The following is a 25564-nucleotide window of genomic DNA, read 5'->3' on the forward strand; positions in this document are numbered from 1 at the left end:
TTTTTTATAAATTATATCTCAGTTTTAAAGTAACTGAACGACTTGGCTTTTGTAAACTGAAGTTGTCATACAATGTCTTATTAGCTAGATTCTTTACCTCTACTGCCACATTATATCTTCCATCACGAATAGCATAGTGCAAACTGATATCTTGTGAGAATTGCTCCGGTATATATCTCTTATACTTAGCGATACCAGCACTTGGTGCATATAAATAATACTTTTGTACATACATCATATTATAGTCTAAACGCAAACTATTCTTAGATCCAAATACTTCTTTAAAATTGAATGACACCATTCCATTTCCATATAGATATGGAATATTAGCCACTCTATCTCTATATAAAGCACTTACCTCCTCAGAGTTATTCTCATACTTCATATCGTTTAAAATATCTTGGTAAGTAACATTAGCCATCACAGAGAAGAAATCTTTGTAGCTATATCTTATCTCTCCATCAAAGGATTTTACTAATACCCCACCGATATTTCTATTAACTTTTTGAGCTGCGGTGCCTTGCCCTGTATTAACTTCCTCCTTTATATAATCTTTAGCTTTTCGATATAAGAAATTTGTCTCTACCCTAAATTGGTTTACTTCATTAATAGTAAATCCATACTGAACTCCCACATTGAAGTTATTACTAGACTCTGGTTTTAGATTGTAATTAGAAGCTAAGTTTACCTCATCTCCAAACATCTCATACGCTTCTGGCATACGTATACTGTGTTCAAAAGAACCTTTTACTTGTAAGTCTGCCAGTAAATTATAAGCCGCAGCTACCCCATATCCAGTAAAGTTCTGTCTATTGTCTTGTGTGAAGTAAGTCTCGTTATAATAGCGTTCTGAGTAATTATATTGGAAGTACTTTTTTAAAAATGCTATCGCATTCCACTTTTCATTATGAGTATATTGGTAACTAAAACCAAGGATAGCCTTATTAGATTTCTTAGGTAAATTATTATTCTTTAATGTCGCATCTAATAGATCCTCTCCTTTTCTATTAAATAAAGACAGATTATAGTTTACCGCAAACAGATGATGCTCATTTAATGCATAATTCGCATTAGCGATTACCGATCCATTATTATTCTTATACTTAAATCTTCTTCTCTCTATCTCCCCACCTTCTTTCTTTAAAGTATTTTTTATAATATAATCTCCATCCCAGTTATACAATCTATTCATGGTATCTATAGCTTGTTCACTACCTAGATTATAATTTGCATTTACAGACACATTCAGATTCTCTACTAAGAAATCTCTCTTTGTATAACTAAGGCTAGGCAAGATTAAGTCTCCTTTAGTAAATCTCCCTCCATAGACATCTTCCATTCTATTCCCAGTCTGAATTTGATTGTAATTCTTTCCTAATGTAATGCCAAATAGTAACTCATCAGCATACCACTTATTCACCATACCTCCTTTTAGGACGATTCCTTCATTGTGATAACGATCGTGGAAACGACGAACTCTCTTTGGCGTAAGTACTCCTGTTTCAAAATTGTGAACATCTACATCCACTTTATAATCATTGTCAGAATAGTTCTGATATGCGTTTAATTGAAACTTATATCCTTTATCTGTAGTCATTCCCATGTTCACAGATGAACGCACAGTATTAAAAGACCCATAAGAAACTGTGGCATCTAGATATTTGCTCTTCGTATTTTTTGTAATAATATTTAGAGCTCCACCTAGAGCATCCCCTCCTAAACTAATAGGAACTACCCCTTTATAGATCTCTATTCGCTCTATCATATTTACAGGGATATTGTTTAGTTGAAATGAAGATCCTACACCTTCTAAAGGAACACCATCTAAGTAGAATTTGATCTGATTTCCACTAAAGCCGTTTAAAGCAAAATTAAAGTTAGAACCAAGTCCTCCTTCTTCACGCACACGCACTCCAGCACTTCTGTTTAAGATCTGATTGACATCAGATACTGTATTGGCTAAAGCTTTTACTTCTACAGCGTTTACAGTATAAGCACTTTGTCTTACTTTTTCACTAGCACTCTTAGCTTTAATATTAATTTCACTTAATTGCTGTTGTTGTTCTTTTAATTTTACTGACAGCACTTTAGTAGTTTCTTGATCAAAAGTAATAATGCTTTTAAAAGAACTATATCCCATAAAACTAATCTCTATGGTCTCTTTTTTATTTGGAACTTTAAATTCAAAGTTTCCTTTTTCATCAGTCTGAGTAGACTGATTAGATTCTATACCAACGACAGTTGCATAAGCTATTGGTACATTTTTTTCATCTAACACTTTTCCTTTTACAGAATAAGCCAATTGTTGGGCATGGCAGAAAAGGGCAAAAGAGAATAAGAACGTAAGTAGTATATATTTTTTCATTTAAGATTGAATTGCTCAAAAGACACTAGAAAACAGATAATCTGCCTTTTGATTACTATATGTTGAATATTTAACTAAAATGTCAGTCACAAGGAAGAGTTTATCATTCCTCTTAAATATTTAACAGCTATTTATGTACTCCATAATTAACAACAACTTTTCAATAATCTAAAATTCAATTAATTGCAAAAAACAAGTATTAATTATTATTTAGACTAAATTTATATAGTTGCAAATATATAGTAAATCTTAACATAAAATCAAGTTATGAGAACTTTTATTTTTAATAATTCTAAATAATGCAAAAAGGCGGTTACTCACTATGTGAATAACCGCCTTTATATTAATGCGTTATAACGACTAGAACAATCCTTTTAATTTATCGATTGCCCCACCTAATCCTTCTTTTCCTCCTAGTAAAGATCCCAACATGTCTTGTGCTCCTCCTTGTCCTAGTCCACTAAGGATTGTAGACATATCAAAACCTGATTCTCCTCCTTGTATTTTAGCTACTATAGCTGATACCACTTGCGGTACTACATCATTAGCAAAACTTCCTGCTACACCTTCTGATAAACCTAATTTACCAACTAATCCACTGATAAGGTTACCTATCATACCTGTTACGATAGGATTAGATGCAATATTAGAAGTTTGACCTGATAATAGATTAGTCAATCCACTAATATCTCCAGAGCTAACACTATCCTTTAATCCATTGATAATACTGTCTCCTGTTTCTTTAGTAACTGCACTTGTAAGATCTGAAGTGATCCCTCCTTTAGCTACTTCATTAGAACTGATTTGTTCTACTAATTTTGTAATTTGCTCTAACATAGTTTTATTTTTTTAGATGTATAAAACTACTTATTATTTTCGCAATACTTGCATTTTATCGAAAATTTCATCCCATATTAACACTTTACTTTCATCTGTAGAAGCATTAATATTAGGCGATAAAGAAAAAGCGGGTTGCATCAGCACTTGAATAGCTGGATGAGGCTCCTCTTCAAATCTATCAATCCCAGCAAACAATACAGTTTCAGCATTTACCACATCCACTAAATCTACTTCGTTAACTGCCTCTGGGTAAGCACAATTAATCACTCCTATCAAGTTATGAGCATGACTAAACGCTTCTTTATCTAAGATATATTTTTGATAATGCTTAGTATGAATAGTGATAAAATGAGAATCGTGTAATAATCTATGCATATCTGTAGAAGCTAGATCTACTCTAAAATGTATTCCGTTAGGCAATACAAAGTCAGCTTTAACCTCTGGTACGGAAGCATCTGTATACAATACATTCATCCCTAAGGCTAATGCCTTTTGAGCAACCTTCTCACCTGCTGCATTTAAACCAATAATTCCAAGTGTCTTACCTGCTAGTTCAATGCCATTACTATATGACTGTTGTAGAGATTTAAAGCTAGCATCTCCTTCTAAAGGCATATTGCGGTTCGACTCTTGTAATAGACGACAACCCGAAAACAAATGTGCAAATACTAACTCTGCAGTAGCATTAGACAGTGCTTCTTCTGCCCATATTACCTTAATGCCACAACTTTTGATATAATCTATAATATCTAAATCTATCAAAGTACCTGCAAAAACAATAGCCTTTAGATGAGACATCTCATCTATCATTTTTTTATTCAATAAAGTCCCCTGCTGTAACAACAGAACCTCTATTTCATTTTTACTTGTATAGTTAATTAACTGTTCGTGAGCTACACGAACCTCTTTTACTTCAAATCCCAATCCCTCTAAGTCGTTTTTTACTTCTTCTGGGATACCATCATTCGCTAATACTCTCATCTGCGTTATTTGGTTCTTTATTAAATCTTTGATTTCATCGTATGTAGCACTTCTACTAGAGCATCTACGCTCTCTTGCTTCAAAGCATTATACAGAGAAGCGCGATATCCACCGGCTACTCGATGTCCTTTTATGTTTGTGATATTTGCCTCTACACATAAAGCATCGAAAATACTTTTCATTGCCTCTTCTTTAAAATCAAAGGTTACGTTCATCTTTGATCGATATACTACATCAGCTAGTCCTACTACGTAATCTAATTCATCAATAGCACCATACAGAGTAGCTGCTTTTTGATTATTAATCTTCTCGATAGCTTCTACACCTCCAAGGCAATCTAACCATCTCAAGTTTAACAAACTCGTATATACAGCAAAAACATTAGCTGTATGATAAAGACTTCCTTTATCGATATGCTCAGCGTAATCCATCATTTGAGGTATCGTGCGACCTGACTTACCAAGAACACTATCTTTTATCAAAACAACACTCACCCCTGCTGGGCCTATATTCTTTTGTGCACCTGCATAGATTAGGTCTATTTTATCACAGTCATACACTCTCGAATAGATATCCGAACTCATATCACATACTACTGGACACTCTGCTTTAGGCACATCACTAAACTGCGTACCATATATCGTATTATTAGAAGTGTAATGCACATAGTCTAGTCCTGCAGGAATAACTATATCTTCTGGAATATAAGCATACTTTCTATCCTTGGAAGAAGCTAATATTTCTACTTCACCGAATGTCTCTGCCTGTGTTATTGCTTTAGAAGACCAATTACCTGTATCGATATATCCTGCTCTTGTCTGCATTAGATTATATGGAACCCTTAAGAATTCCATACTTGCTCCGCCTTGTAAGAATAGAGCCGAATACCCCTTCCCTTCAAGTCCCAACAGAGATAGAGCCAAATGCTGCGCTTCTTCTAGTACAGCAATAAACTCCTTACTGCGATGAGAAATCGAAAGTATAGATAAACCACTCCCATTAAAATCCAATACAGCATCAGCGGCTCCCTTATATACCTCATCTGGTAATAAACAAGGACCTGCGCAGAAATTATGTACTTTACTCATATTGTTCTGTTTTTCTGTGAAACCGTGAATTTGTGAAACTGTGAAATCGTTTTTTTGTGATGTCGTTTTTTGTGATGTCGTTAAATCGTTTAGTCTATAATCCTAAAATTAATCTATCACTTGGCGCGGATTTATAATTCTTGCCATCACTAATCACTATAATCCTAACAAAAACTCAATAGTATCTACATTATCTGCATAATCCCATAACTGTGGTTCTTGTGTCTGTCCAAAAGCAATACTACCTTCTACCAGATTATTAGATACGATACATTGTATTTTATCCACATCCTCAGCTAGTCTCGATTTTACCTCATTAATATCAGTATAGTATTCATAAAATACAGATGATATAGGTGAAGCATATCCTTTATCTTCTTTCACAGTTAAGAATCCATTATCTAGAATCTTAAACTCACTCATTAAGAATACAGCCTTATTGTAATCATAGTTATTAGAATACTTTTCATATTCGATCACGTCTTTGTATTCAAACATACCTTGATAAAAACTATCAAACACATATCCTTCTGGTACGAATATCTTAGAGACATTACGACATCCTAAGCCATAGTATGTAAACACGTCTTTACCTAAGGCTACCATGTCTTCATGACTCTCAGTACCATCTAGAACAGCAACTGAGTTTCTATTCTTGCGTATAATATTAGGGACACTATTAAAGTAATAATCAAAATAACGAGCTGTATTATTACTTCCTGTAGCTATTACTGCATCAAATCCTTCCATCTTTCCTTCAATAAAGTCAAAACGACTAGCAAATCCAGGTTCTACAGCTACTAAATAATTAGCTAAAAAAGGAAGTAATTTCTGGTCATTAGAAGACATTTTTACCTTAGCGATATTACCCGAAATCAATACACTGATAAAATCGTGAAACCCAACTAAAGGAATATTACCTGCTAAGATCAATCCTACACGCTTATTAGGCTCACTAGAAAAATCATATTTTGAAGTCCACTTATCTAAATTATCTTGTGTCAACGCACTTGCCCAAGAGTTGATCGAGATCACTACTTGTTCTAATGTGAACCATCCATTATAGTTTACTGAGCTGTGAATCAGTTCTTCAAACTTTGAAAAAAATTCATCATTATGACATACATCATTGTTTTTTACAAATTCATTTGCAGCGAATTGGCTCAAAAATTGACCTAACTTAACAAATGCATTTTTTTTAACATCTAAATTCATATTGACTTGTTTGTGAATTGTTTTGGGTGTAAATTTGCATACAAAGTTAATACATATAAAACAAAATATAAGCTATGGCAATCATTATAACAGACGAATGCATAAATTGTGGAGCTTGCGAACCTGAATGTCCTAACACAGCGATATATGAAGGAGCAGATGACTGGAGATATAAAGACGGTACAGCCTTAACAGGTAAGGTAGTTTTACCTGACGGTACTGAAGTTGATGCTGAAGCAGCTCAAGAACCAGTTTCTGATGAGTTCTACTACATTGTACCATCTAAGTGTACAGAGTGTAAAGGATTCCACGAAGAACCTCAGTGTGCGGCAGTTTGTCCAGTAGATTGTTGTATTCCTGACGACAACCATGTCGAAAGCGAAGAAACTCTTTTACAAAGACAAGCATTCTTGCATAAGCACTAAGCAACATATAAAGCTACTCCTAGGGAGTAGCTTTTTTCATTTATCACCATAGCCATAAACTGATATAATACTCTTCTAGCTCAAGAATTCTCAAAGGATTCTTGAGCTTTTTGTTTTTGTATTTTGTAACAACACCATACCGCTGTATATAAAAAAACATCTTATAACACTATATTACAATAAGTTATAAAAATATTTTTTATTAACTTTATAGGTAATTAACACAAAAAACAAAATCATTATGAACAAATCTCATGCATTCTGGATCACAGCTATGATCCTTATCACGACCTCAGCCTTTGCAGATAGTCCCTCCATCAAGATATGGGGAGGAGGACTTACACTAGGTTCGCTTATCGCAGTATTTCTATCGTGGACAAGAAACAAGTCTATTCTTTGGGCCATTGTCCATTTCTTTCTAGGATGGTTATATGTGATTTATTATTTCTTTAGTAACAATTCTAAATAGCATAAAAAAATAGGCTCTGATGACTAGTCATCAGAGCCTATTTTTAATCTATATCTCTATTGCCTTGTTTTAATGAACTAATTTCTAGTCAAATTTCATTTACAATGCTTATACTTTATCAATTACTATGATATTTCCTTACTTCAAGTGCTTCAAATGAAATAGGAATAGTATAGCTATGATTATAATAATTACCGTACAAATCTTTATTAAAGTGATACTCTTCTATTTTCAAATTATTTAGAGAATTAAGAATACTTATCATTAAATCTGAGTACAAATGATTACTTATTTTATAGTCTTTAGGGGCAGAAAATGTCACAAACCATTTCTTACTTGGATAATCCGCTTCTATATTCAGTAAGATATAAGGAGGTAATCTTCCTGTAGAGCTAGACAAAACATTATATATTCTCTGTTTTATTTCTCCTCTTAAATTCTCAAATTTGTTTTTTGGCACTTTAGAATAAGTATATAACAGACATCCCTTATCATTTAGCTTAGCTCCATCTTTATCATAACAGCCAATAGTCTCCTTCCCTTTATCCTTCTTATACTCTTCTACTAGACCTCCTTTTAAGAATTTTCTTTTTATAAAGATCTGTTTCTTTCCTTTCTTATCTAATAAAGTTCTTTTACTCTCTTCCTCTTTAACTAATTTTCTTGTTTCTATATCAAGCTTATAAGTCTTAGTCAGTAGTAAATATTGATTATCCTTTAGCCTTTTCCCTACGTACTTCACTACTCTATCCCACTTAGATACAGAATCAACAGCATTAATACTATTAAAGTATCTAGTAAATAATGTATCCTTCTCTTGTTTATGTAACTCTTTTACAATATCATATCCACTCAGATACCCTTCATATGATTTAAATGTAACAAAAGCTTTCCCATTCTGACCATATCCTAATATTGAAATTAAAAAAAGTATGAAAGCCGTTATTCTATTTAATTCTATTGATCTCATTATCATATCTATTTCTGAATTTTATAATTCAATTCCATATCCTTATAAAATATTTTTTACTTACTTTATTGTCTAAATATCCTTTATTTTAGGTTACTCTAGTTTTAAAAGACCTACTACCTAGATACCTATTACTATTCTCTTAGATCATCCCTTCTACAAAGCATTATATTTTTGATCATGTAAAGTCCTTTAGTCTCTAGCTGCTCCTATCTTTTAAAAATCAATGGGATAAACATAGTTCTATTATAATAATTACCATTAATATCTTTCTCAAAATGATACTCCTCTAATTTCTCTTTATTCAATACATGAGCTATAGCAGCTACTAAACTAGTATGCATATCAGAACCTAACCTATAATCCTTAGGAAAGTCTAAAGCTAGATTCCAACGCTGACTCTCGTAATCTGCCTCAATAGCCAATATGATATAACGTGGTAATTTACCTCTACTGTTGGTAATTAAATTAGTTATTGTTTTTTGTAAATTGCGTTGAAACTTTTCTGTTTTTTCAACTGGGAAAGGAGTTTGAGAGTAGCGAAGGCATCCTGTTTCATTCAGCACATTTCCATCCTTATCTATACATTTGGCAGTGTACTTTTTATTCTGATGAACTACTTCTTCTACCAGTCCCTCTAACAGATATCTTCTATTCAGTATATAAGTAGCATCTGATTTATTCTTATGATATATCTTCTCACTTTCAGTATTTAACTTTAGCTCCCCCGCATTCTTTTCTTTAAGCATACTCTGGGCAGACAGCTTATATTTATTATCGTCCAGTTTTTCTCCTGTGTACGTTACTTCCTCTCTCCATAAACGTGTAGAGTCTACCAAGAAGCTGCTTAAATAATGTCTCGTAAAAACCGTATCTCTTCCCGCTTTTACTAAATCTTGAATAACATCATTGCCGCGATATACCTCAACACTATCATACTGCTTTACATTTCTTTTCTTTTTTTGACCATATACAGTCATAGTTGTAGTAGCTAATACCATTGCTAATACAATGTTTAATAATCCTCTCATGTGTGATGTCTATTGATTTTTACAAGCGAATCCAAAACTATAAAGTCCATTTCCTAAATCCTAGACATTATCTGACAGATTCACTACTTTTTGGATTTATTCTTAACTTCCTGCTCAAGGAGAATAGTAGGTCAATAAAAGGATACTCGTTCGACTAACAACCTCTTTTCCCCACTAAATACGGCTTATTGTCCACTAACTGTCGAAGGAATCGAAATCAAGCCACTGTCTATAAGACTTTAAGGATATATGATGATAGTATCCATTCTAGACAAACAACAATTAAAAACCTATAAATCAACACATTAAACAAAAATCACTCTTAAAAAAAATGACTTCTTTTTTTAAAAGAATAGCTCATTACAGGGCTTTAAAGAGCCTTTTAGCAGAAAAAAAGAAGTATAACCTATAAAAACTCTTCATAAAAGGTCAATTATTGAATCAAAAAGTAAAAAAGTGAATTTATTATTTTTAAGATTACACCTCTTATAAAAAGTTTATTCATTGGCTTAGATGTCTACAAAGAGCCCTATGTTTTGATCTTAAAGACTAGATTAAAAAGAGTCTAAAAAAATGGGGATAGACACTAACCTGTCTATCCCCCTACCAAAAACTAAAAAATGTAAGATGCTTACAAAATTTACTTGTATAAAACCTAGTCTAATATAGATATCGGTTTGAAATTATCATTTAATGCTACGAGTGTGAATACTCCTGTCACTACCTGGATGCGTTCATCTTCCCTCATCTTCTCTCTGTACACATTGACACGGATGCGAATACTCGTATTACCTATAGACTCTACCTCGCCTACCATCTCTACTAATGAGCCTGCTGGTATTGGCTTGCTGAAGTCAATCTTATCACTGCTAACAATCACAAAGTTCTTTCTACAAAAACGCGTAGCGGTCATAAATGCTGTCTCAGTCATCATCATGATTACTCGTCCACCGAACATGGTATTATGATGATTAGTAGTATCTGGAAATACTACCTTAAAGACACTAGTGATTGCCTTCGATTTGCGTTCTTCTATCTCTGTTTCTATTAACATAGTTATATTCGTTAATCCTACAGTATTCAGACAATACTATAGACTAGATAGAGAACTATCAAACTGCTATTCGAAAAAATGATTTGGAATTAAATGAAAAGGTACAATGTGCTTATCCAAGATTATACAGACTATAATCTCATGGATTAAATAATAAACACATTCCAACTTGACATAAAGCTCTAAACCGCGAAAGCATAGTCTATAAACAGAATTAGGCAGGTCTCCTGACTTGTAACTATTTTTTATCGTCCTTCCCATTACTTAAGTAATAACAGTGGATCACTTGGATAAAAAACTAATGAGTTACTTACAGTTGCGCGACAGTTCGTGATTCTCACACGATTCCCTTTTCATATACAACTAAGTATAACCTATTTCTATGGAATTAATACTGTATTATTTTCTAATACTGTGGCGAAGATAGTAATTCTTTTGAAACATACAACACATTTTAATCAAACAAAGCCACATAAACAATGAAGTCTATATGGCTTTTATCAATAAGTAAGTCAATACATCTATGCTAATCTATTTTCTTCTTTGCCCAATTTAGGACATCTATATAGAGAATACTTCTTACATAGAATCTATTCTTATAAAGTTCTTCAGTTTCTTTTACAAATCGCTCTAACACCGCCTTTTGATCTTTAATTGAAGCGCCCAATAGCCCTTCAAACAAACTCATAAAGGTATCATGTATCTGTGTTCTATTTTTCATCTTTTTCATCAAGGTTCTATTAGCTTTAATAAAGTCCTCATAATACTGATCATGTCCAGACTCATACTGCGCCATTAGAGACAAGATACGAGTATGAAATAGTAAATCTTCTTGTACAGAATAGTCATTTTTGCTCAAAATACGCTCTGTATAAGCAAGTGAGTCCTCATACTTCTTGTACCCAAAATACAAAGAAGCTACTTTAAAATATAGAATATGGAAATGATGTTCATCAATCATATTTCTATATTCATTAATACCACGCTGTAATTGCTTTACAAAAAGTAAACTTCCGTTATAAGTCTGCTGTATAAACTCTATATTCAACTTATTACTAAACTGTAATAAGAATCGCTGAGAATCAATATTCATAGACTGAGGGAAGCTCTCTAGAGCCAATTGTTCTTCTAATTTAGCATTCCAATAGATGTATTTATCCACAGATTTAAACAACAGTAAAATCTTAAATAGATAAGAATTTCCTTTTAAATACCACACAGGATGACTCTGTATCATCTTAGGGTGTTCATAGAATAGCGTTACCCATAGCTTAGCATATTTATAAGCATTGTGGTAATCTTGAATTAAAAAACATAGCCACACATGCGCTTTAAAGTACCACAACTTCTCTCTAAAGTTAAGCATCTTCACATCTATATCTAGCAACTGATCACTAAAACGGGTAATCAACTCTTGCTTATCTTCCTCGCTCTTAGCATACCCTGAGGTAAGCATCTCGTTATAGAACTTCAGCGATAGATTAGACAGTTTGGTTGCATAATAGTTTTGTATAATCAGGTCATTAGACTGTGCGATAAGCTCATCAGCACGCCCTGTAATACTACGAGTGATATACTGAGATTCGATTACCTTTTCTAGTTCTATAATCTCTAAGGCAAGGCTCTTCTCTTCTACATCTAAAGCAATTTGTTTTGCCTTGTCCAATATTTTTAAACCTTGTTTATGCAAGCCTTTTTGATATAAAATGGTAGCAAAATCTAATTGCTCACGTATCTGTATTCTTACATTTTTCTTACTGGGATTCATGCGAAGACTAGCCAAAATAGCTTTATACAGATTTGCTTTTAAGTTAGATAGTTGTTGTTTACTTGTTATCTTCTGTCTGAGAATAACTTGTTCATCGTATTCCTCCATCTTATCCATGGCATTAAACAAAGAGATGAATTTAGCATCTGCATTATTCTGCAACCTATTCACATATAAAGTAAATTGACGTTTCTCTGACCTTGTCAAAGATTTTATCAATATAAATAACCAGTCTTTTCCCCAATTTGACATTGTAATAAAAAATATTTTAACAAACTAAAAAACAACAACTTAGGTATTGAAATCAGTTTTTTAACATTGTAGTTTTTGTTTTTTTGATAAAGTTAACAAAAAGCTTTTATACACTTTTGTTTAAAGTTATTTAAAAACATAAAATATGAAAACTGAAAAGATTGAGATTTTTGACACCACATTAAGAGACGGAGAACAAGTACCTGGTTGTAAACTAGATAAACAACAAAAGTTGGCTATTGCTCAGCAACTCGATGAATTAGGTGTTGATGTAATTGAGGCAGGTTTTCCTATTTCCAGTCCTGGTGACTTTGAGGCTGTTCAGGCGATTAGTAAAATCGTTAAAAACGCTAAAATATGTGCACTTACTCGTGCGAATACGAAAGATATAGATTCGGCAGCTAAAGCACTAGAGTATGCACAGAGACCAAGAATACACACCGGTATCGGTACATCTGACTCACATATAAAATATAAGTTTAACTCTACACAAGAGGCTATTATAGATCGTGCAGCAGAAGCTGTAGCTTATGCTAAAAAATATGTGCATGATGTAGAGTTCTACGCTGAAGATGCTGGAAGAACAGATAATGCTTATCTAGCGAAAGTATGTGAAGCAGTAATCCAAGCTGGGGTGACAGTGATCAATATTCCGGATACTACGGGATACTGCCTACCTACAGATTATGGAAACAAAATCAAGTATCTAAGAGATCATGTCAGAGGAATAGAGAACGTCATCCTATCATGTCATTGTCACAATGATCTAGGAATGGCAACAGCTAATTCTATAGCCGGAATAATCAATGGTGCTAGACAGATAGAATGTACGATCAACGGTATAGGTGAACGTGCAGGTAATACTGCTCTAGAGGAAGTGGTCATGATTTTAAAACAACATGAAAATCTAGGCTTTCATACTGATATCAATACAACGATGTTAAATCACTTAAGTCAGCTTACCTCTTCTACGATGGGAATGGTAGTACAGCCGAATAAAGCTATCGTAGGTGCAAATGCCTTTGCTCACAGTTCTGGTATTCATCAAGATGGAGTGATTAAACGACGAGATACTTATGAGATTATAGATCCTAAAGATGTGGGTATAGATGCTTCTTCTATCATTCTAACAGCACGTAGTGGTAGGTCAGCTTTAGCATATCGCTTCAAGAATATCGGATATGATGTAACTAAAACTGAACTAGATACTTTATACGAATATTTCTTAGGCGTAGCAGATACTAAAAAAGAAGTAACTGAAGTAGACTTATTTGCTATCATGAATATGTACACACAAAACCAGATTATTAAACACGCCTAAACAAACAAAGAAAATGAATAAAACACCAAAAACATTATTTGACAAGGTATGGGATGCCCATGTCGTAGAAAGTATTGAGAACGGTCCGGATATATTATATATAGATAAGCATCTAATTCATGAGGTAACGAGTCCACAAGCCTTTGATGAACTAAAGAAGAGAGATATCCCTGTCTTTAGACCACAACAAATCATCGCTACTGTGGATCACAATGTACCTACTCTAAATCAAGAATTACCAATAAAAGATCCTTTATCAAAACAGCAAGTAGAACAATTAGCAATTAACTGTAAGGAAAACAACATTACTTACTATGATTTAGGACATCCATACCAAGGGATAGTGCATATTATCGCGCCCGAACTTGGTATTACTCAGCCAGGTATGAGTATGGTCTGCGGAGACAGTCATACTTCTACTCATGGCGCATTTGGAACCATTGCATTTGGTATTGGAACCAGCCAAGTAGCACAAGTATTCGCTAGTCAATGTATCTTAATGAATAAGCCTAAGACTATGCGTATCACCGTAAGTGGTAAACTTAATACCCACGTACAGCCAAAAGATGTGATCTTATATATCATCTCTCAAGTAGGTACAGATGCAGGTACAGGATACTTCTGTGAATATGCTGGTAACGTATTTGAAGAGATGAGTATGGAAGGGAGAATGACTGTATGTAATATGAGTATAGAGATGGGAGCACGTGGAGGAATGATAGCTCCTGATGAGACTACCTTTGACTATGTAAAAGGTAAAACCTTTGCGCCTCAAGGAGAAGAATGGAATCAAAAAGTAGCATATTGGCAGACGCTACCAACAGATAAAGATGCAAAATTCGACTGTGAGTATCACTTCAATGCTGAAGATATAAAGCCGATGATTACTTATGGTACTAACCCAAGTATGGGAATAGACATAGATACGTTCATTCCATTCAATAAAAATGAGTCTGAAGAGAAGGCTCTTAATTATATGGGGTTAATACCTGGTCAGGCTATTGATACGATACCGATTAAACACGTTTTTATAGGTAGTTGTACGAATGCGAGAATAGAAGACTTTAGAGTAGCTGCTTCTTATATTAAAGGAAAACAAATTTCTAAAAACATCAATGCGTTAATAGTACCTGGTTCACAGAAAGTAGTGGCTCAGATTAAAGAAGAAGGACTAGATACAGTGTTCCAAGAAGCTGGTTTTATCATTAGACAGCCAGGCTGCTCTGCCTGTCTAGCAATGAACGAAGACAAAATACCTTCAGGTGAATTCTGTGTATCTACATCGAATAGAAACTTCGAAGGAAGACAAGGACAAGGAGCTCGCACTTTATTAGCAAGCCCTTTGACTGCCGCTATCGTAGCTGTAGAAGGAAAGATTACTTACTCTAAAATGAATGAATATGCAAGCCTTAACTAAGATAACATCTACTGCTACTCCATTAGCAATAGAAAATATAGATACAGATCAGATTATACCTGCTCGCTTCTTAAAAAGTATAAACAGAGAGGGCTTTGGTGATAATCTATTTAGAGACTGGAGATACAACAATGATGGCAGTGAGAAAAAAGACTTCTCTCTAAACAATCCTAAATACTCTGGTGAGATATTAATAGCTGGTAACAATTTTGGGTGTGGGAGTAGTAGAGAACACGCAGCATGGGCATTATCTGATTATGGCTTTAAGGTCATTGTGAGTAGTTACTTTGCAGATATCTTTAAAACGAATGCGCTAAACAATGGTGTACTTCCTATTATGGTAAGTAAAGAATACCTCTCTTACTTATTTAATGAAGTACAAAACAATCCTAGTGTACAGATAGATGTAGATGTAGAACAACAATCTATTACTGTCAATAATCAAAAAGAACACTACGAACTAGATCCTTATAAGAAAATCTGCTTATTAAATGGTTATGATGATATAGACTTCTTAATTGCTAAAAAGGATGCAATAAAATCCTTTGAACAAACTAAATCTTACTAGACATGATAAATAAATACAATATAGCTGTATTATCAGGAGATGGCATAGGCCCAGAGGTAATCCACGAGACAATAAAAGTATTAAACGCAGCGGCACAGACCTATGTATTCCAATTACAATATCACGAAGCACTAATCGGAGCTATTGCTATAGATGAAACAAATAATCCTTTGCCACAGGAAACATTAGCTAAATGCAAGGCTTCGGATGCTGTGCTTTTTGGCGCTATTGGGGATCCTAAATACGATAATGATCCTTCTGCAAAGATACGTCCTGAACAAGGATTACTTGCTCTTAGAAAAGAATTAGGCCTTTATGCTAATGTACGCCCTGTAAAAGCGTATCAAAAGTTAATCAATAAAAGTCCTTTAAAAGAAAACATCATTCAGGGAACTGATATGGTAATTTATAGAGAATTAATTAGTGGTATCTACTTCGGAGACAAAAGCACTTCTGCTGACGGTAAGTCAGCAGTAGATATCTGTTCGTATCATCAGGATGAAATAGAAAGCATCGCTCGTCTAGCTTTTAAAACAGCTAAACAACGAAATAATAAAGTTACACTTATAGATAAAGCGAATGTATTAGAGACTTCTAGACTATGGAGAAAAGTAGTAAAGACTATTGCTATGGAGTTCCCAGAAGTTGAACTAGATTTTATGTTTGTAGATAATGCTGCTATGCAATTAATCTTAAACCCAAAACAGTTTGACGTTATCCTAACAGAAAATATGTTTGGAGATATTATTTCAGATGAAGCTAGTGTAATCGGTGGTTCTATTGGCTTATTGCCTTCTGCATCTATCGGAGAAGAAAGTGCATTATTCGAACCTATTCACGGTTCTTATCCACAAGCAAAAGGGTTGGGTATCGCTAATCCTATTGCTTCTATACTAAGTGGAGCCATGATGTTAGAACATTTAGGTGAACACGAAGCTGCAGAAGCTATAGAGGATGCAGTATTACACTGTATTAATGCAGGTGTATTAACTACTGACTTAGACAAGACTTCTAAGTTTATTACATCTGACATCGGTGATTATATTTGTAATCATATACGATACAGAACAGGATATAGATATAAAGATAATATCCCATATCACAAATCAACGATTATATAAATAGTAAATAGCTCCTTAGTGGAGCTCTTTACTATTTCGTTCTACTCATTTGATGAGCTTGTATATCTTCGTATATTTTTATCGTCTGCATAGTAGTAAAAGTCTTCATTTTACTCAGCATATATTGTCCATGCTCTCCCAATTCTGGTTGTACTTTCAGTTTTCGCTTATCACTTCCTACCCAAGTATAATAATACGGTTTATCATTCTCAATCGCTACTACCCCTAAAGAATCGGCTATATAGTTATAATCATTAAGAGCGAATCTGTAAGGCTCAGTACTACAGAACAGATTATCTCCTGTATATTTATAATTCGCATCAGATAAACTTAGATTAAATATAGTAGGAAAAATATCTTTATGTGAAGCTAAAACATGTTCATCAAAAAAGGCTGGTTTATACTTCTCTGGTATATAAAACAGAATGGGTACACTTCTCTTCATAAAACTATCCTCTGCTGTATATTCAAACACCTGTCTAATATTATGATCTCCTGAAGCCACTATAATAGTATTCTCACCATAAGGTGACTCTTTTATCATCCTAATCAATCTAGCTAACTCAGAAGCAGCATATTGATGAGAAGCAAAATTAGCATAAGCTGTAGCTTCATCTACTCTTATATTTTTTCTGACTTCTTCTGGCATTCTAATCGGTTGTACTTTAAAATTGTTTGGTACCTCAAAAGGAGTATGATTACTAATCGTCAAACCAAAGATAAACTTAGGTTTATTATCTCTTTTCTTTAATGTATTAAAAATATAATCAAACAAATAGCCATCGTGTACCCCCCATGCAAACTGTTCTGCTTTAGGATTAAACTCTAAGATGGCATTATTTCCTTCCAAATGATCAAAATGTTGTTGCTCTAACATCTTATCAATATTCCTCCAGGATAAATTAGCTCCTGTTAAAAAATAAGTTTCATATCCGTTCTCTTTAAAAGGAATGGCTACCGATGTACTAAAAGGTGTATCAAAATAAACAGACTGAGAAATAATGGTCTTAGGAGTACCAATAATAAAATTTTCTAAAGTCTGAATAGTTCCATTAAATGCAGACATAGCATTCTTAAAGTAATACAGATTAGGTAACTCATCTTTTAAGTCCCCTATCAAATTAAACTCCTTAGTATTCATCTCAAAATAATGATTACTCATACTTTCCATCTGAAGAAATATGACATTAGGAGGGTTCTTTTCTAAAAAAACATTATGAGCAGTTTTAGTAGTAAGGTCATTATTAAAAAGCACTTCTCTTGTCTCTAAATATGCTCGATGAATATCGTCTATCGTGCTAAAGCCTGAGTTAACTATTTCTTTTTCAATATCAGGTACAATTATATTATCCTTTCGTTCTGAATTAGCAAATTTCAGACTGTAGATAGCATTATACCCTAATGAGTTGACAAATTCATTTGTAGAAACATTCGTATGCTCACGACGCAAAGTAAACTCTCCTAAAGAACCACGCATTCCTATAAAAAACAGAGGTATTACTAGTAATAATAAGTAATCTATCTTTCTGATAGTAGACTTACTTTTACTTCTGACATAACGATTGACTATAAATCTATATATTCCTATCAAACATAAAATAACACTAATATATAGAGCTATAATCTTCAAAATAGGATAGTCATTCCACACAGAGTCTAATACTGCTGAAGTATCATCATAAAAAATACCAAAAAACAATAAATTGATATGGGATTGAAAGAATTGATAAAAGTAAAAATCAATTATAATAAGCGATAGAAATAAAACTAAAACTACAGATAAAATGATAAAAGAAAAATTATTATAAATCTTTAAAAATTTGCTAGACCTTTTCTTAGAAATAAATAATGAAGCTATCCAAAATAACAATAAAGGTAAAAAACCGTAACAAACAGCAGATACATCAAATCTACTCCCTGCTATAAACGCCTTCAATACACTACCTTTTATCTCAGCTAATTCTTCAAAATTTCCATAAGTAAACAAGAAAAAAAGTCTACTAGAAAGAAAAACCAAAAAGAAGAATACAAAATACACTCCAGTTATCTTAAGTACTCTCTTATATAAATCTATATTCATAATCACTATTCTTAAATAATTATCAATGCGCAAAACTAGCAAATAAGTTTACAATAAATTAACATTTTTATAATTTTTAAATAATATTGAAGTTATATTCCTGCATTCTAAAGTAAAAGAAAGAAGTTTGAAAATATTTTTCAAAAACGTTTTGTAAGAGTAAAAAGACTTTTATATATTTGCACTCGGTTTTTAAGCAACAGCTAATTCAAATAAACCAGTTAGATTAGTAAAATTAAGATTTAAAGATAAAAGCAATGAGCAAAAGAACGTTTCAACCATCGAATAGAAAAAGAAGAAACAAGCATGGTTTCATGGATAGAATGTCTACTCCTAACGGTAGAAAAGTATTAGCTGCTAGAAGAGCTAAAGGAAGACATAAATTGACTGTTTCTTGTGAAACAAGACATAAAAAATAATGTTTGATTCAAACATAAATAAAGGTGTTACTATTAGTTGTAACGCCTTTTTTTATACTTTGTCGTAAAACATACCATCTATCACACACAACAACACTAAACTTACTTCATTCACAACGAAGTATTTAACATAACAACACAATTAAAATGCCCAAAGACAATTCTATCAAAACTGTATTAATCATTGGTTCAGGACCAATCATTATCGGACAGGCTTGTGAATTCGATTACTCAGGTTCACAATCAGCAAGATCTTTAAGAGAAGAAGGAATTAAAGTTATTTTGATTAACTCTAATCCTGCTACAATTATGACTGACCCTTCGATGGCAGATCATATTTACTTAAAACCACTGACAACAAGATCTATTATTGAGATTCTTGTAGCTCATCCAGAGATTGATGCTGTATTACCAACTATGGGTGGTCAAACAGCACTAAACTTATGTTTAGAATGCGATGAGAAAGGTATATGGGCAGACTTCGGAGTTCGCCTAATCGGTGTTGATATCAACGCTATTAACATCACTGAAGATCGTGAGCAATTCAAACAACTTTTAGAGAAGATAGATGTTCCTGCAGCTCCTGCAAGTACAGCTACTTCTTTCTTAGAAGGAAAAGAGATCGCTCAAAAATTTGGTTTCCCATTAGTTATTCGTCCTTCTTTTACCTTAGGAGGTACTGGAGCTGCTTTCGTTCACAAAGAAGAAGACTTCGACGATTTATTAACGTATGGACTAGAAGCCTCTCCTATCCATGAAGTTTTAATTGACAAAGCTTTACTTGGGTGGAAAGAGTACGAATTAGAATTATTACGCGACAAAAATGATAACGTAGTAATCATCTGTACTATTGAGAATATGGACCCTATGGGTATCCATACTGGAGATAGTATCACTGTAGCACCTGCTATGACATTATCAGATAGAACATTCCAAAGAATGCGTGACCTATCAATCAAGATGATGCGTAGTATCGGTAACTTCGCAGGGGGATGTAACGTACAGTTCGCTGTATCACCAGATGAAAAAGAAGATATCGTAGCTATTGAGATCAACCCACGTGTATCTCGTTCTTCTGCATTAGCTTCTAAAGCGACTGGTTACCCTATCGCTAAGATTGCAACTAAACTTGCCTTAGGATATACACTTGATGAATTACAAAATCAGATTACTAAATCTACATCAGCTTTATTCGAGCCAACTTTAGACTATGTAATCGTTAAAATACCTCGTTGGAACTTTGACAAATTTGAAGGTGCTGATAGAACATTAGGACTTCAAATGAAATCTGTAGGTGAGGTTATGGGTATCGGACGTTCGTTCCAAGAAGCTTTACACAAAGCAACTCAATCATTAGAGATTAAACGAAATGGTTTAGGAGCTGACGGTAAAGGATATACTAACTATGATCAAATTATCGATAAACTTACTAACGCTAGTTGGGATAGAGTTTTCGTAATCTATGATGCGATCCAACACGGTATTCCATTAAGTAGAATTCACGAAATCACAAAAATAGACATGTGGTTCTTAAAACAATACGAAGAACTATACATGTTAGAAAAAGAGATTTCTAAATATACATTAGAAACATTACCGAAAGATTTATTACTTGAGGCTAAACAAAAAGGGTTTGCTGATAGACAAATCGCTCATATGCTAAATACACTTGAGAGTAAAGTTCACACATTACGTGATGAAATGAATATTCAACGTGTGTTTAAATTAGTAGATACTTGTGCGGCTGAGTTCCCTGCTAAAACTCCTTACTACTACTCTACATTCGAGGCTGAAATCGAAAGACCTGATGGTACACGTTATGTGTCTAACGAAAGCATCGTAACAGATAAGAAAAAGGTAGTAGTGTTAGGTTCAGGACCAAACCGTATCGGTCAAGGTATCGAATTCGATTACTCATGTGTACACGGAGTATTAGCTGCTGAAGAATGTGGTTATGAAACAATTATGATTAACTGTAATCCAGAGACAGTATCTACTGACTTTGATACAGCGAACAAATTATACTTCGAACCAGTATTCTGGGAGCATATCTATGACATCATCCAACACGAAAAACCAGAAGGGGTAATCGTACAGTTAGGTGGTCAAACAGCACTGAAACTAGCTGAAAAACTAGAGAAGAATGGTATTAAGATCTTAGGGACTAGCTTTGACGCATTAGACTTAGCAGAAGACAGAGGTCGTTTCTCTGAATTATTAGAGCAATTAGACATCCCATTCCCTCAATTCGGTGTTGCTAAAACAGCTGAACAAGCAAATAAATTAGCAGATCAATTAGACTTCCCTCTACTAGTAAGACCTTCTTATGTATTAGGAGGACAAGGAATGAAAATCGTTATCAACAAAAAAGAATTAGAAGAGCACGTAATCGAATTACTAAACTCTATTCCTGGTAACTCATTATTACTTGACCACTATTTAGCAGGAGCTATTGAGGCTGAAGCAGATGCTATCTGTGATGGTGAGAATGTACACATCATAGGTATTATGGAGCATATAGAACCATGTGGAGTTCACTCTGGTGATAGCCACGCTATGTTACCTCCATTTAACTTAGGTGAATATGTGTTAAACCAAATTAAAGACCACACAAGAAAAATTGCTGTAGCTTTAAAAACAGTTGGTTTAATCAACATTCAGTTCGCTATTAAAGATGATATTGTATATATCATCGAAGCTAACCCTAGAGCATCTAGAACAGTTCCATTCATCGCTAAAGCGTATGGAGAACCTTATGTAAACTACGCTACGAAAGTAATGCTAGGACACAACAAGGTAACTGACTTTGACTTTAATCCACAGTTAAACGGATACGCGATTAAAACACCTGTATTCTCTTTCAACAAGTTCAAAAATGTAAATAAAGCATTAGGACCTGAAATGAAATCTACAGGAGAGAGTATCTTGTTTATCGAAAACTTAAGAGACGATCAATTCTATGAAATCTATTCACGTAGAAAAATGTACTTAAGTAGATAATATTTATTACAGAAAAAAGAGGTAAGTTTCGCTTACCTCTTTTTTTTGCTATAAACCATAGCAACTTCAAATAATATATCCACACAATATTTAGTACTTTTGACGTAAAACTTTAGTAAACGAATCATGTCACAAGAAATATTAATAGGCTTATTAGCTATACTAATCATCATTGCTTTTTTCATTGGTAAATCTGGTAAAAAAGAAACTAGCACTTCCGGAGATCTTATTAGACTACAAGCAGACAGTGACTTTAAAGATAAACTAATAGATCAGCTAAAAAGTGAAAAAAAAACAATAGAAGAAAACTTAGAGATTATCCGATTAGACAATCAGGAATTAATAGCTCGTATATCAATACGTGACACAGAATACAACAATCTTCTAGAAAAATTCGACTCTCAACAACAAGAGACAGCTAATCTTCAAGAAAAGTTTACAAAAGAGTTTGAAAACCTTGCTAATCGTATATTGGAAGAAAAAAGTGATAAGTTTACTAAACAGAATAAAGCTAGCTTAGAAACGCTATTATCTCCTCTACAAGAGAAAATACAACACTTCGAACAAAAAGTAGAACAGACACATAAAGAAAGTATTGATCATCATGCTGCATTGCGTCAACAGATATTTGGGTTACAACAGCTAAACCAAAAGATGAGTCAAGAAACCCTTAACCTAACTAAGGCTCTGAAAGGTGATAACAAGATACAAGGGAACTGGGGGGAGATGATCTTAGAAAGTGTCTTAGAAAAGTCTGGACTAGAAAAAGGTCGAGAATATGAAACACAACAAAGCTATACATCTGAAGAAGGTAATAGATTACAACCCGATGTCGTTATTTACTTACCTGACAACAGACATATGGTAGTAGATTCAAAAGTATCTTTAGTTGCTTATGAACAGTACATCAATACTGTAGATACAGAAGAACAAAAGCGCTATTTACAAGAACACTTAATATCTTTAAAAAGACATATAGAAGGATTATCCGAAAAGAATTATCATGAACTTTACAAAGGAACAAGTCCTGATTTTGTATTGTTATTTATCCCAATAGAAACAGCTTTCTCAATAGCAATTAACGCAGATAATACCCTATACACAAAAGCTTTTGAGAAGAACATTGTCATCGTTACCCCATCTACTCTATTAGCGACTTTGCGTACCATAGAAACGATGTGGAGTCAACGTAAGCAACAAGAGAATGCTTATGAAATAGCCAGACAAGCAGGCTTGCTGTATGATAAATTTGTTGGACTAATCACTGACTTACAAAAAGTGGGAAAAAAGATAGATGAATCTAGAAATGAATATGACAATGCCTTCAATAAATTAAGTGAAGGAAAAGGAAATTTGATTACTTCTGTGCAAAAGCTGAAAGAGATGGGAGCTAAAGCTAAGAAAAGCTTAGATTCACAAATTTTAGATAATGCTATTGATAACCTATAGTTTAAATAGATAAAATCTTAAGAGAAGTTTATTTTATTAAAAAATCATTAGAAATTTTAAAGTACACTTAGTATAGATTACCTTTGCATAGTTTTTAAGAAAATATTTTACTAACTACTTCATAAACTTCGATCTATGACTTTTAAAGACATGCACCCAGCAGATATTGCTGAAGCAATTACAGAGATGAAAAGAACCGATAGAAACCTTGCGTTTCTAAAGCTTTCACCTGACTTAAAAGTTGAAGTATTCTCCTTTTTAGATATTAATATTCAAGAGGAAATAGTACGTAGCATGACTAGAGAAGACTATGCCGATGTACTAAATAACTTAGAACCTGATGACCGTACTGAGTTATTAGAAGATTTTCCGGATGAATTAATTAAATACTCTATCAACTTATTAAACGATAAAGAAAAACAAATAGCACTTAACTTAATAGGTTATAAAGAAGATAGTATTGCACGTTTAATGACTCCTTTATATATACAAACGAAAGCTAACAAGACAGTTAGACAAGTTTTAGATCATATTAAGATATATGGTAAAAAGGCAGAAACATTAAACTATATTTATGTAGTAGACGATCACAATAGATTAATTGATGACTTAAAACTAGGTGAATTAGTTCTAGCAGATGAAAATACACTAATAGCAGACTTAATAGACAATACATTTGCTTCTATTACAAGTACAACAAAAACAGAAGATGCTTTTGATATATTCGAAAAATATGATCGTTCTGCACTACCTATCATAACAGAAAGTGGAGTACTTGTAGGGATAGTAACTTTCGATGATATCTTAGATGCTATTAAAGATAGAGATACAGAAGACATCCAAAAGTTCGGGGGTATGGAAGAGTTAGATTTATCTTATACACATACACCACTATTCGAATTAGTACGAAAAAGAGCTGGTTGGTTAATTATCTTATTTTTAGGAGAAATGTTAACTGCTTCTGCAATGGGGCATTTTGAAGATGAAATAGAGAAGGCAGTTGTATTAGCGCTATTCGTTCCTCTAATTATATCTAGTGGAGGTAACTCTGGTTCTCAAGCAGCTTCCCTTATCATACGTGCTATGGCATTAGGGGAATTAAAACTTAGTGACTGGTGGTATGTAATGAGAAAAGAGATTGCGTCAGGAGTTATGCTAGGAGGTATTTTAGGAATTATAGGTTTTGTAAGAATCTTCATTTGGCAAGAAGCAGGAATATATGACTACGGAGAGCATTGGATTGCTATTGGACTAAGTGTTTCTGTTTCCTTATTATTCATTGTACTATGGGGTACCTTATCTGGTTCGTTAATCCCTTTTATATTGAGAAAATTTGGAATGGATCCAGCCACAGCATCAGCACCATTTGTTGCTACTCTAGTGGATGTATCAGGTTTAATAATCTACTTCTCTATAGCAGCAATGTTCTTATCAGGAAAGATATTGTAATAAATAAGTATAACTAAAAAAGGCGAGTAAACACAACTGTTCACTCGCCTTTTTTATATTAATTTACTTCAAGGTAAGAGGTTTTTCAGCTTCTAATACAGGAGCATTAGAGTTATTATAAATCTGAGGTTCATTATTTTTATTATAACTAACTAAAGCTTGCTCATACTCTTTTTTATACTTGTCTTTATCTGAAGTCAATTTATCTTTTGTTCCACAAGAAATAAATAATATACTTATCGATAGTGTAATATACGCTACTTTCATAATATCTAGGTTAAA

General features: G+C 33.4%; 21 protein-coding genes and 1 riboswitch. Of the genes, 10 read left to right on the forward strand and 11 right to left on the reverse strand.

Translation table 11 applies throughout. From position 1 onward, the window contains the following. Positions 1-4 precede the first annotated feature (4 nt). From HX049_RS02035 to HX049_RS02055, 5 genes are all read right to left on the reverse strand, one after another. On the reverse strand, positions 5-2365 hold the full coding sequence (locus HX049_RS02035) for a TonB-dependent receptor (RefSeq protein WP_286413633.1): 2361 nt from the start codon (positions 2363-2365) through the stop codon (positions 5-7). A gap of 360 nt (positions 2366-2725) precedes the next feature. Continuing rightward, positions 2726-3202, reverse strand: coding sequence for a hypothetical protein (locus HX049_RS02040; protein ID WP_286413636.1), 477 nt, complete (start codon positions 3200-3202; stop codon positions 2726-2728). Positions 3203-3235: 33 nt separating this feature from the next. Then, positions 3236-4186, reverse strand: a complete 951-nt coding sequence (locus HX049_RS02045) for an NAD(P)-dependent oxidoreductase (protein ID WP_286413637.1) — start codon at positions 4184-4186, stop codon at positions 3236-3238. Between the two features lie 20 nt (positions 4187-4206). Continuing rightward, a complete protein-coding gene (serC, locus tag HX049_RS02050) occupies positions 4207-5274 on the reverse strand; it encodes a 3-phosphoserine/phosphohydroxythreonine transaminase (protein ID WP_286413639.1) in 1068 nt (355 codons plus the stop codon). A 156-nt stretch (positions 5275-5430) separates the two neighbouring features. Next, a complete protein-coding gene (locus HX049_RS02055; protein WP_286413641.1) occupies positions 5431-6489 on the reverse strand; it encodes an acyl-CoA reductase in 1059 nt (352 codons plus the stop codon). Between the two features lie 74 nt (positions 6490-6563). Between HX049_RS02055 and HX049_RS02060 the strand changes: the two genes are divergently transcribed. Both HX049_RS02060 and HX049_RS02065 read left to right on the forward strand, forming a co-directional pair. After that, complete coding sequence (locus HX049_RS02060; protein ID WP_006256958.1) at positions 6564-6914, forward strand: 4Fe-4S dicluster domain-containing protein; 351 nt, start codon at positions 6564-6566, stop codon at positions 6912-6914. Positions 6915-7155: 241 nt separating this feature from the next. After that, entirely contained in the window at positions 7156-7383 is a 228-nt protein-coding gene (locus tag HX049_RS02065) for a hypothetical protein (RefSeq protein ID WP_006256959.1), read from the forward strand. Positions 7384-7501: 118 nt separating this feature from the next. Here the strand turns inward: HX049_RS02065 and HX049_RS02070 are convergent, their stop codons facing one another. The 4 genes from HX049_RS02070 to HX049_RS02085 all read right to left on the reverse strand — a co-directional run bounded on the left by HX049_RS02070 (position 7502) and on the right by HX049_RS02085 (position 12458). Beyond that, the gene (locus HX049_RS02070) at positions 7502-8353 is read right to left on the reverse strand and encodes a hypothetical protein (protein ID WP_286413643.1); all 852 of its coding nucleotides are present in this window, start codon (positions 8351-8353) and stop codon (positions 7502-7504) included. A 209-nt stretch (positions 8354-8562) separates the two neighbouring features. Then, on the reverse strand, positions 8563-9384 hold the full coding sequence (locus tag HX049_RS02075; protein ID WP_286413645.1) for a hypothetical protein: 822 nt from the start codon (positions 9382-9384) through the stop codon (positions 8563-8565). 655 nt (positions 9385-10039) lie between these two features. Next, the gene (locus HX049_RS02080) at positions 10040-10438 is read right to left on the reverse strand and encodes an acyl-CoA thioesterase (RefSeq protein WP_131540623.1); all 399 of its coding nucleotides are present in this window, start codon (positions 10436-10438) and stop codon (positions 10040-10042) included. Positions 10439-10638: 200 nt separating this feature from the next. After that, positions 10639-10831: riboswitch (cobalamin riboswitch) on the reverse strand. A gap of 133 nt (positions 10832-10964) precedes the next feature. Continuing rightward, complete coding sequence (locus HX049_RS02085; protein WP_286413647.1) at positions 10965-12458, reverse strand: hypothetical protein; 1494 nt, start codon at positions 12456-12458, stop codon at positions 10965-10967. Positions 12459-12603: 145 nt separating this feature from the next. On the opposite strand from HX049_RS02085, the gene HX049_RS02090 reads away from it, so the two are divergent. The 4 genes from HX049_RS02090 to leuB are packed head-to-tail and all read left to right on the forward strand — an operon-like array spanning position 12604 to position 16885. After that, positions 12604-13779, forward strand: coding sequence for a 2-isopropylmalate synthase (locus HX049_RS02090; protein WP_131540621.1), 1176 nt, complete (start codon positions 12604-12606; stop codon positions 13777-13779). A gap of 13 nt (positions 13780-13792) precedes the next feature. Beyond that, a complete protein-coding gene (leuC, locus tag HX049_RS02095; protein ID WP_286413650.1) occupies positions 13793-15196 on the forward strand; it encodes a 3-isopropylmalate dehydratase large subunit in 1404 nt (467 codons plus the stop codon). Continuing rightward, a complete protein-coding gene (gene leuD / locus HX049_RS02100; RefSeq protein WP_286413653.1) occupies positions 15180-15764 on the forward strand; it encodes a 3-isopropylmalate dehydratase small subunit in 585 nt (194 codons plus the stop codon). The genes leuC and leuD overlap by 17 nt, the downstream gene beginning before the upstream one ends. Before the next feature lie 2 nt (positions 15765-15766). Beyond that, positions 15767-16885, forward strand: coding sequence for a 3-isopropylmalate dehydrogenase (gene leuB, locus HX049_RS02105; protein ID WP_131540618.1), 1119 nt, complete (start codon positions 15767-15769; stop codon positions 16883-16885). A 31-nt stretch (positions 16886-16916) separates the two neighbouring features. On the opposite strand, the gene HX049_RS02110 is transcribed toward leuB, so the two are convergent. Beyond that, positions 16917-18965, reverse strand: coding sequence for an LTA synthase family protein (locus HX049_RS02110; protein ID WP_131540617.1), 2049 nt, complete (start codon positions 18963-18965; stop codon positions 16917-16919). A 257-nt stretch (positions 18966-19222) separates the two neighbouring features. Here HX049_RS02110 and rpmH point away from each other — a divergent pair, with 257 nt between their 5' ends. From rpmH to mgtE, 4 genes are all read left to right on the forward strand, one after another. Then, on the forward strand, positions 19223-19384 hold the full coding sequence (gene rpmH / locus HX049_RS02115) for a 50S ribosomal protein L34 (RefSeq protein ID WP_006256972.1): 162 nt from the start codon (positions 19223-19225) through the stop codon (positions 19382-19384). Between the two features lie 147 nt (positions 19385-19531). Continuing rightward, positions 19532-22384, forward strand: coding sequence for a carbamoyl-phosphate synthase large subunit (carB, locus tag HX049_RS02120; protein WP_286413655.1), 2853 nt, complete (start codon positions 19532-19534; stop codon positions 22382-22384). Between the two features lie 126 nt (positions 22385-22510). Next, positions 22511-23833: a DNA recombination protein RmuC gene (locus tag HX049_RS02125; RefSeq protein WP_286413656.1), complete on the forward strand. Its 1323-nt coding sequence runs from the start codon at positions 22511-22513 to the stop codon at positions 23831-23833. Positions 23834-23968: 135 nt separating this feature from the next. Continuing rightward, a complete protein-coding gene (gene mgtE / locus HX049_RS02130; protein ID WP_286413657.1) occupies positions 23969-25282 on the forward strand; it encodes a magnesium transporter in 1314 nt (437 codons plus the stop codon). A gap of 63 nt (positions 25283-25345) precedes the next feature. On the opposite strand, the gene HX049_RS02135 is transcribed toward mgtE, so the two are convergent. Further along, positions 25346-25549: a hypothetical protein gene (locus tag HX049_RS02135; protein ID WP_286413660.1), complete on the reverse strand. Its 204-nt coding sequence runs from the start codon at positions 25547-25549 to the stop codon at positions 25346-25348. Positions 25550-25564: the final 15 nt, after the last annotated feature.

This window comes from Myroides odoratimimus (assembly GCF_030326305.1).
GTDB classification, from domain to species: domain Bacteria; phylum Bacteroidota; class Bacteroidia; order Flavobacteriales; family Flavobacteriaceae; genus Flavobacterium; species Flavobacterium odoratimimum_A.

What these genes read in the sequence shown, in the direction of transcription:
- HX049_RS02035 (WP_286413633.1), bottom strand. Translation starts at nt 2,365, where the DNA reads ATGAAAAAATATATACTACTTACGTTCTTATTCTCTTTTGCCCTTTTC.
- HX049_RS02040 (WP_286413636.1), bottom strand. Translation starts at nt 3,202, where the DNA reads ATGTTAGAGCAAATTACAAAATTAGTAGAACAAATCAGTTCTAATGAA.
- HX049_RS02045 (WP_286413637.1), bottom strand. Translation starts at nt 4,186, where the DNA reads ATGAGAGTATTAGCGAATGATGGTATCCCAGAAGAAGTAAAAAACGAC.
- serC (WP_286413639.1), bottom strand. Translation starts at nt 5,274, where the DNA reads ATGAGTAAAGTACATAATTTCTGCGCAGGTCCTTGTTTATTACCAGAT.
- HX049_RS02055 (WP_286413641.1), bottom strand. Translation starts at nt 6,489, where the DNA reads ATGAATTTAGATGTTAAAAAAAATGCATTTGTTAAGTTAGGTCAATTT.
- HX049_RS02060 (WP_006256958.1), top strand. Translation starts at nt 6,564, where the DNA reads ATGGCAATCATTATAACAGACGAATGCATAAATTGTGGAGCTTGCGAA.
- HX049_RS02065 (WP_006256959.1), top strand. Translation starts at nt 7,156, where the DNA reads ATGAACAAATCTCATGCATTCTGGATCACAGCTATGATCCTTATCACG.
- HX049_RS02070 (WP_286413643.1), bottom strand. Translation starts at nt 8,353, where the DNA reads ATGAGATCAATAGAATTAAATAGAATAACGGCTTTCATACTTTTTTTA.
- HX049_RS02075 (WP_286413645.1), bottom strand. Translation starts at nt 9,384, where the DNA reads ATGAGAGGATTATTAAACATTGTATTAGCAATGGTATTAGCTACTACA.
- HX049_RS02080 (WP_131540623.1), bottom strand. Translation starts at nt 10,438, where the DNA reads ATGTTAATAGAAACAGAGATAGAAGAACGCAAATCGAAGGCAATCACT.
- HX049_RS02085 (WP_286413647.1), bottom strand. Translation starts at nt 12,458, where the DNA reads ATGTCAAATTGGGGAAAAGACTGGTTATTTATATTGATAAAATCTTTG.
- HX049_RS02090 (WP_131540621.1), top strand. Translation starts at nt 12,604, where the DNA reads ATGAAAACTGAAAAGATTGAGATTTTTGACACCACATTAAGAGACGGA.
- leuC (WP_286413650.1), top strand. Translation starts at nt 13,793, where the DNA reads ATGAATAAAACACCAAAAACATTATTTGACAAGGTATGGGATGCCCAT.
- leuD (WP_286413653.1), top strand. Translation starts at nt 15,180, where the DNA reads ATGCAAGCCTTAACTAAGATAACATCTACTGCTACTCCATTAGCAATA.
- leuB (WP_131540618.1), top strand. Translation starts at nt 15,767, where the DNA reads ATGATAAATAAATACAATATAGCTGTATTATCAGGAGATGGCATAGGC.
- HX049_RS02110 (WP_131540617.1), bottom strand. Translation starts at nt 18,965, where the DNA reads ATGAATATAGATTTATATAAGAGAGTACTTAAGATAACTGGAGTGTAT.
- rpmH (WP_006256972.1), top strand. Translation starts at nt 19,223, where the DNA reads ATGAGCAAAAGAACGTTTCAACCATCGAATAGAAAAAGAAGAAACAAG.
- carB (WP_286413655.1), top strand. Translation starts at nt 19,532, where the DNA reads ATGCCCAAAGACAATTCTATCAAAACTGTATTAATCATTGGTTCAGGA.
- HX049_RS02125 (WP_286413656.1), top strand. Translation starts at nt 22,511, where the DNA reads ATGTCACAAGAAATATTAATAGGCTTATTAGCTATACTAATCATCATT.
- mgtE (WP_286413657.1), top strand. Translation starts at nt 23,969, where the DNA reads ATGACTTTTAAAGACATGCACCCAGCAGATATTGCTGAAGCAATTACA.
- HX049_RS02135 (WP_286413660.1), bottom strand. Translation starts at nt 25,549, where the DNA reads ATGAAAGTAGCGTATATTACACTATCGATAAGTATATTATTTATTTCT.